6 protein-coding genes are annotated in these 6,185 nt (G+C 38.1%); 4 read left to right on the forward strand and 2 right to left on the reverse strand.

The window, feature by feature from the left end; translation table 11 throughout:
* Positions 1–52: 52 nt before the first annotated feature.
* Together AAGC65_RS11535 and nadB are read right to left on the reverse strand one after the other, a co-directional pair.
* Positions 53–592, reverse strand: coding sequence for a hypothetical protein (locus AAGC65_RS11535; protein ID WP_343112601.1), 540 nt, complete (start codon positions 590–592; stop codon positions 53–55).
* Between the two features lie 72 nt (positions 593–664).
* Entirely contained in the window at positions 665–2,257 is a 1,593-nt protein-coding gene (nadB, locus tag AAGC65_RS11540) for an L-aspartate oxidase (RefSeq protein ID WP_343112602.1), read from the reverse strand.
* A 408-nt stretch (positions 2,258–2,665) separates the two neighbouring features.
* On the opposite strand from nadB, the gene nadA reads away from it, so the two are divergent.
* The 4 genes from nadA to AAGC65_RS11560 all read left to right on the forward strand — a co-directional run bounded on the left by nadA (position 2,666) and on the right by AAGC65_RS11560 (position 6,024).
* Entirely contained in the window at positions 2,666–3,658 is a 993-nt protein-coding gene (gene nadA / locus AAGC65_RS11545; protein ID WP_343112603.1) for a quinolinate synthase NadA, read from the forward strand.
* Between the two features lie 386 nt (positions 3,659–4,044).
* Entirely contained in the window at positions 4,045–5,091 is a 1,047-nt protein-coding gene (gene thiL, locus AAGC65_RS11550; protein WP_343112604.1) for a thiamine-phosphate kinase, read from the forward strand.
* On the forward strand, positions 5,092–5,526 hold the full coding sequence (locus tag AAGC65_RS11555; RefSeq protein ID WP_343112605.1) for a hypothetical protein: 435 nt from the start codon (positions 5,092–5,094) through the stop codon (positions 5,524–5,526).
* A 174-nt stretch (positions 5,527–5,700) separates the two neighbouring features.
* The gene (locus AAGC65_RS11560; protein ID WP_343112606.1) at positions 5,701–6,024 is read left to right on the forward strand and encodes a GIY-YIG nuclease family protein; all 324 of its coding nucleotides are present in this window, start codon (positions 5,701–5,703) and stop codon (positions 6,022–6,024) included.
* The last annotated feature ends 161 nt before the right edge of the window (positions 6,025–6,185 follow it).

Genomic DNA, 6,185 nt, shown 5'->3' on the forward strand with positions numbered 1-6,185 from the left:
AGAGCATCAGTTTCCCAAACTGAAGGCCGCGGGTTCGAATCCCGTTTTCCGCTCAAATTTCTCTTTCATTTTTTATTTTATTTAAAGCTGCTTGTGCTTCTAAAGGATAATTTTTAATATCTGTAAAAATTGAGTTAAATTCTTCAGTATTAATTGCTTTAAATTTTTTGTAATAGAAACCCATCATCTTATTATAATCATCCTCTTTTTCTTTATCGGAGCTTTTAAATATATTGATGATAAATCTTTTATTAATAAAACTATAGATGATCAATTCTATAACTGCTAAGAAATTGATATAAAATCCTTCAAACTGCTCAGATTTTCCAATTGAAATTCCAAACCTGAATACCTCAATAGTGAAGTTAATGATATTAAAGACAGATAATACTAATAAAATAGGTACCAAATAATACGACTTTTCAGGCTTTACAATTTTAAAAACTATAACGACCATCCAAAAAATAAACGCTAAATAGTTATTTATCGAAAGCACATAATTTCCATCGAAATGTCTGAAAACAGTTGTACTAAGTAGTAATCCCAAAAAGATTAAAAAGGCTGTATCTACAGATTTCTTTGGCTTAACCATATCTTATATACAAGACTTACGAAGTTTTAAAAACTTCGTAAGTTTTTTCTTTAATAACAGTAAATACTTTCTTTAAAACACCGTATCCTTAACCTGCTCTGCATGCTCCGGATAATCGGTAGTATAGTGTAGCCCTCTGCTTTCTTTACGTAACATGGCCGATTTTACAACAATAAAAGACACCTGGATCAGGTTACGCAGTTCGCAGAGCTTTACGGAAAGTTTGGTTTTCTTGTAAAAATCTTCCGTTTCTTCATATAATAAACCTAAGCGACGCATCGCCCTGTCCAACCTGAAATCTGAACGCACAATACCTACGTAGTCATTCATCAGCTTTTGCATTTCGCGAACGTTATGCGTTACCAGGATATCTTCGTTAGAGAGCTGTACACCTTTCTCATCCCAATCCGGGATACCTTCAGGAATAACAACACTTTCAAACTTACCAATAGCATCTACATATATACGATGAGCAAAAACCAAAGCCTCTAATAATGAATTGGAAGCCAAACGATTAGCGCCATGTAAACCCGTAGAAGAGCACTCTCCGCAGGCATATAACCTTAATATAGATGATTGACCAACATGATTAACCATAATACCACCACACATATAATGACAAGCCGGAGCTACCGGTATCATATCCTTGGTCATGTCGATACCTATCTCCAGGCATTTGGCATATATATTAGGGAAATGGTTTAAAATATCCTGTTTGCTACGGTGACGAATATCCAGGTAAACAAAATCCTCACCTGATTTTTTGATCTCGGCATCAATGGCTCTCGCTGTAATATCACGTGGTGCTAATGATTTACGCTCGTCATACTCTTGCATAAACTCCTCACCATTGGTACGTTTTAATATACCACCAAACCCTCGTACAGCTTCTGATATCAGGAAAGAAGGATACTCGCCCGGATTATACAAGGCAGTAGGATGAAACTGGATAAACTCCATATTCCTTACTTTACCCTTAGCCCGGTAAACCATCGCTATACCATCGCCGGTGGCAATGGTTGGATTGGTAGTAACCGCGTAAATATGGCCGGCTCCACCAGATGCCATTACTGTGACTTTTGAAAGTATCTTTTCAACAACATTACTTTCAGTATTAAACGCGTATATACCATAACAGGTAATATCAGTACTTGATTTATCAACCAGCTCACCTAAATGATGCTGGGTGATCAGATCTACCGCGAAATAATGTGTTAATATCTCAATATTCGGGTTCTTATGTATCTCTTCTAATAAGGAACGCTCTATCTCCCAGCCTGTTACATCTTTATAATGCAATACCCGAAATTCTGAGTGTCCACCCTCTTTGGCCAGGTCATAAATACCTTCGTTTGTTTTATCAAAATTAGTCCCGTAATCAATAATTTCATTGATACGCTCCGGACCTTCTTTAACAACAGCTTCCACAGCTTCCCGGTCGCAAAGGCCATCACCGGCAATTAAGGTATCTTCTATATGTTTTTCAAAAGAATCTTCTTTTTTATCCACAACCACTGCAACACCACCCTGGGCGTACTTAGTGTTTGATTCGTCTTCGTTTGATTTTGTAACTATCAGAACCTTACCGTGCTTGGCGGCTTTGAGTGCAAAACTCAATCCGGCTATGCCCGATCCCACTACCAGAAAATCAACAGTTTTAGTCATATATTCTATATAAATTGTGTAAAAGTACCATTTGTGTTAATAACCGGTATAAAACTTGTTAATTCTATGTAAAGAATTAGCTAATAAATATTCCAATTGTGGATAACCCCGATTTTTGATGCTAATATGAATATTTTTTGAGCGACTTTTGAGGTTCAAAAGAGATATAGCTAACATTTTACCCACCCTGAAAATATTAACATAAAACTTTTTTAAATAAAATTTGATTGTCATACGAATCACAAAATCAATCAAATATAAGATCAAAAGATGTGGATAACTGTTGATAAAATGTGAAAACTAATTAATCAGCCAAAATATTTCCCGACTTTTGCACATAACTAACACACCAATAAACAATAGTTTTATTTTATATAAATAATAGTTGTTATTAATTGAATTGTTGAAATGGATACCTTCGAAGAAATAAATGTGAAAGGATTTGTGTACGAATACATCGACCCGAGTCTGGATCTTTTTAATGAAATTGAAAAACTTAAAAAGGAAAAAAATGCAGTCATTTTGGCCCACTATTACCAGGAACCCGATATTCAGGATATTGCTGACTATATTGGAGATAGCCTTGGGTTATCGCAGCAAGCCGCTAAAACGGATGCCGATGTTATTGTTTTCGCTGGCGTACACTTCATGGCCGAAACAGCCAAGATATTATCGCCCAGTAAAAAGGTATTATTGCCCGACGTAAAGGCAGGTTGCTCATTAGCAGATAGTTGTCCGCCGCATTTATTTAAAAAGTTTAAGGAAAACTATCCGGATCACCTGGTGATCACCTATGTAAACTGCACAGCCGAACTGAAAGCTTTAAGTGATATTGTTTGTACATCAAGCAACGCTGTAGCCATTGTAGAAAGCTTACCAAAAGATCAGAAGATCATTTTTGGGCCGGATAAAAACCTGGGTGCTTATGTGGCAAAAAAAACAGGCCGTGACCTGGTATTGTGGAACGGTGCCTGTATGGTACACGAGATTTTTTCGAGAGAGAAGATCACCAAATTGAAAGAAAGACATCCCGGTGCTAAACTGTTGGCACACCCTGAATGTGAGGATGTTATATTGCAAATGGCTGATTATGTTGGGTCGACAACTGGAATATTGAAATACGCAGGCAGCCACGCTGATAAAGAATTTATAGTAGCTACCGAGGCAGGTATTTTACACCAGATGCAAAAGGAAAACCCGGATAAGGTGTTTATCCCGGCCCCGCCAAATAACAGCTGTGCCTGTAATGATTGCCCGCACATGAAACGTAACACACTGGAAAAACTATACCTGTGTTTAAAAAATGAATCACCGGAAATTACAGTACCGGAGCACATTATTGAACGTGCTGTAAAACCAATTGAGCGTATGCTGGAAATATCAGCACAATTGGGATTGTAAGAAGATTTGAGAGGCAGACTTACGAAGTTTTTAAAACTTCGTAAGTCTGAAATTTGAGAGATATAAATGGGTCCGTCATGCCGAACTTGTTTCGGCATCCCATAAGCAAGGTTATAAAAAGCTCAAGACCTTTTCTGTGAGATGCCGAAACAAGTTCGGCATGACGATTTTGGTGACAAAAGGTCGTAAAATCTCAAAAAAATTTTCCGCCAAAGGCGGATATAACGATTTTGCGGAGGGGCCCGGAGATTTTTTGGAAAAGCCAGTAAATGCTAAAAAAAATTTCCCCGCCTACGGCGGTATACATAGAACGCGTTTTTTGCGATGTCGCAAATTTTAAGAAGATTACATTATTTTTGCAGGCTAAATTTTTAAGATAAAAGAGAATGTTTGAAAATCAAGACAGAACAAATTTAGAGGACCTGGGCGAATTTGGCCTGATCGGTCATCTGACAAAAAGTATAAAACTGACACAACCAGGTACCATAAAAGGTGTTGGCGATGATGCTGCTGTACTTGATTTTGCCGGAAAACGTGCATTGGTAAGCACCGATATGCTGTTGGAAGGAATACATTTCGATCTGTCATACACGCCACTGAAACACCTGGGATACAAAGCTATACAAGTAAACCTGAGTGATATTTACGCCATGAACGGAACTGCCACACAGGTTACTGTTTCGATAGGTATGTCGAGCAAGTTCCCGTTGGAAGCTATTGAGGAATTATACCAGGGCATTTATATAGCCTGCGAAAAATATAATGTTGACCTGGTGGGTGGGGATACTACCTCGTCAAAGCAAGGTTTGGTGATCAGTGTAACTTCTATTGGCTATGCTGATGAAGCCGATGTGGTTTATCGTAACGGTGCCGGTGAAGGCGACCTGATCTGTGTATCGGGTGATTTGGGTGGAGCGTATGTTGGCTTGCAATTACTGGAGCGTGAAAAGATGATCTATTTGGAAAATCCAAAAATTCAACCAGATCTGGAAGGCAAGGATTATATTGTAGAGCGCCAACTGAAACCGGAAGCCCGCCGCGATATTGTGGAGTTATTAAAAAGTATCGACGTAAAACCAACCGCCATGATCGATGTATCTGACGGCCTGGCCTCAGAGATATTACACATCTGTAAACAGAGTGATAAAGGCTGTAGCTTGTATGAAGAAAAAATTCCGCTCGACCCGATGACCTATGAAACAGCTCGTGAATTTAACCTTGACCCTACTGTTTGCGCATTAAGCGGCGGCGAAGATTATGAACTGCTGTTTACCGTTAAACAGACAGATTACGATAAGATCAAATTCAAAATGGATATTACCATTATTGGTCACATCACAGAGCCATCGGCAGGTTGCAACCTTATTACCAAATCAGGTAACTCGCACCCGTTAAAAGCACAAGGTTGGAACGCGTTTAAAAAAGAGCAATAAATGCTGAACTCATTATTCAAAAAGCTAAATATAAACCAGGATAAAAATTCCAGCGACAAACCTAAGCAGGTAGTTAATGGAGTTATTTTGCTGTATATAGCTTTCATATTATCCATGATAACCGATTGGCTCGATGGTATTACCGTAGTGCCATTCATCTTGGTATTTATCATCATCAGCCTGGTAATTACCGCCACAGCCGAAGGCAAAAAATGGGCACGGATAATTATGGTAGTGCTGATAGTTTTTAATGGCCTTTCGTTTTTACTTAACGTAGCTCAGTTACTGAGCCACGCCGCCAAAGGAAAATTTACCGATCTGGTAATGGTGCTATATACCATAGAAATCATAGCTGAGATCTGGGCGTTGATACTACTTTTCTCCAAACCCGCCAACGCCTGGTATAATCGCCCCCGGCCGGAGGTTGGGGAGTAAAAGTGTTTTTATCATTCTGAACGAAGTGAAGAATCTATTCTGTAAGATGCAAGCTCAAAAACAAATTCTTCGTTCTCAGGATTACAAATATTGATTAAATTAGTTTGTCATGCTGAGCATAGCGAAGCATCTATTTTGCGCAATGCTTTTTAAAGTTGCAAATTAATTGAGATCATGATCCAATATAACTTTTTCACCTATATCCTTACAAATTATAACAAAAAGGTACTGTATGCTGGTGTTACAAATGATTTAAATAAGCGATTGTATGAACATTACTTTGCAGTAAATCAACCAGGGAGTTTTACATCAAAATATAAATGCTTTTATCTGGTTTGGTATGAAAGACATCAATATATTAACTATGCAATTGAACGGGAAAAGGAAATAAAGGGTTGGACAAGGGATAAAAAGAATAAATTGATTGAACTTGAAAACCCAAATTGGACTTTTCTGAACAGCAGTATTATGGACTGGCCACCTATTTTTACAGGATAGTAAAAATTCTTTGTCATGCTGAACGATAGTGAAGCGTCTATTGCAAAGTTAACGAATAGATCCTTCGTTCCTCAGGATGACAAAAGTGTTTATGATTGACCTCTGATTTGTCATGCTGAACGATAGTGAAGCGTCTATTGCAAAGTTAACGAATAGATCCT

The sequence above is a fragment of the Mucilaginibacter sp. genome, from assembly GCF_039207105.1.
In the GTDB taxonomy this organism is placed as follows: domain Bacteria; phylum Bacteroidota; class Bacteroidia; order Sphingobacteriales; family Sphingobacteriaceae; genus Mucilaginibacter.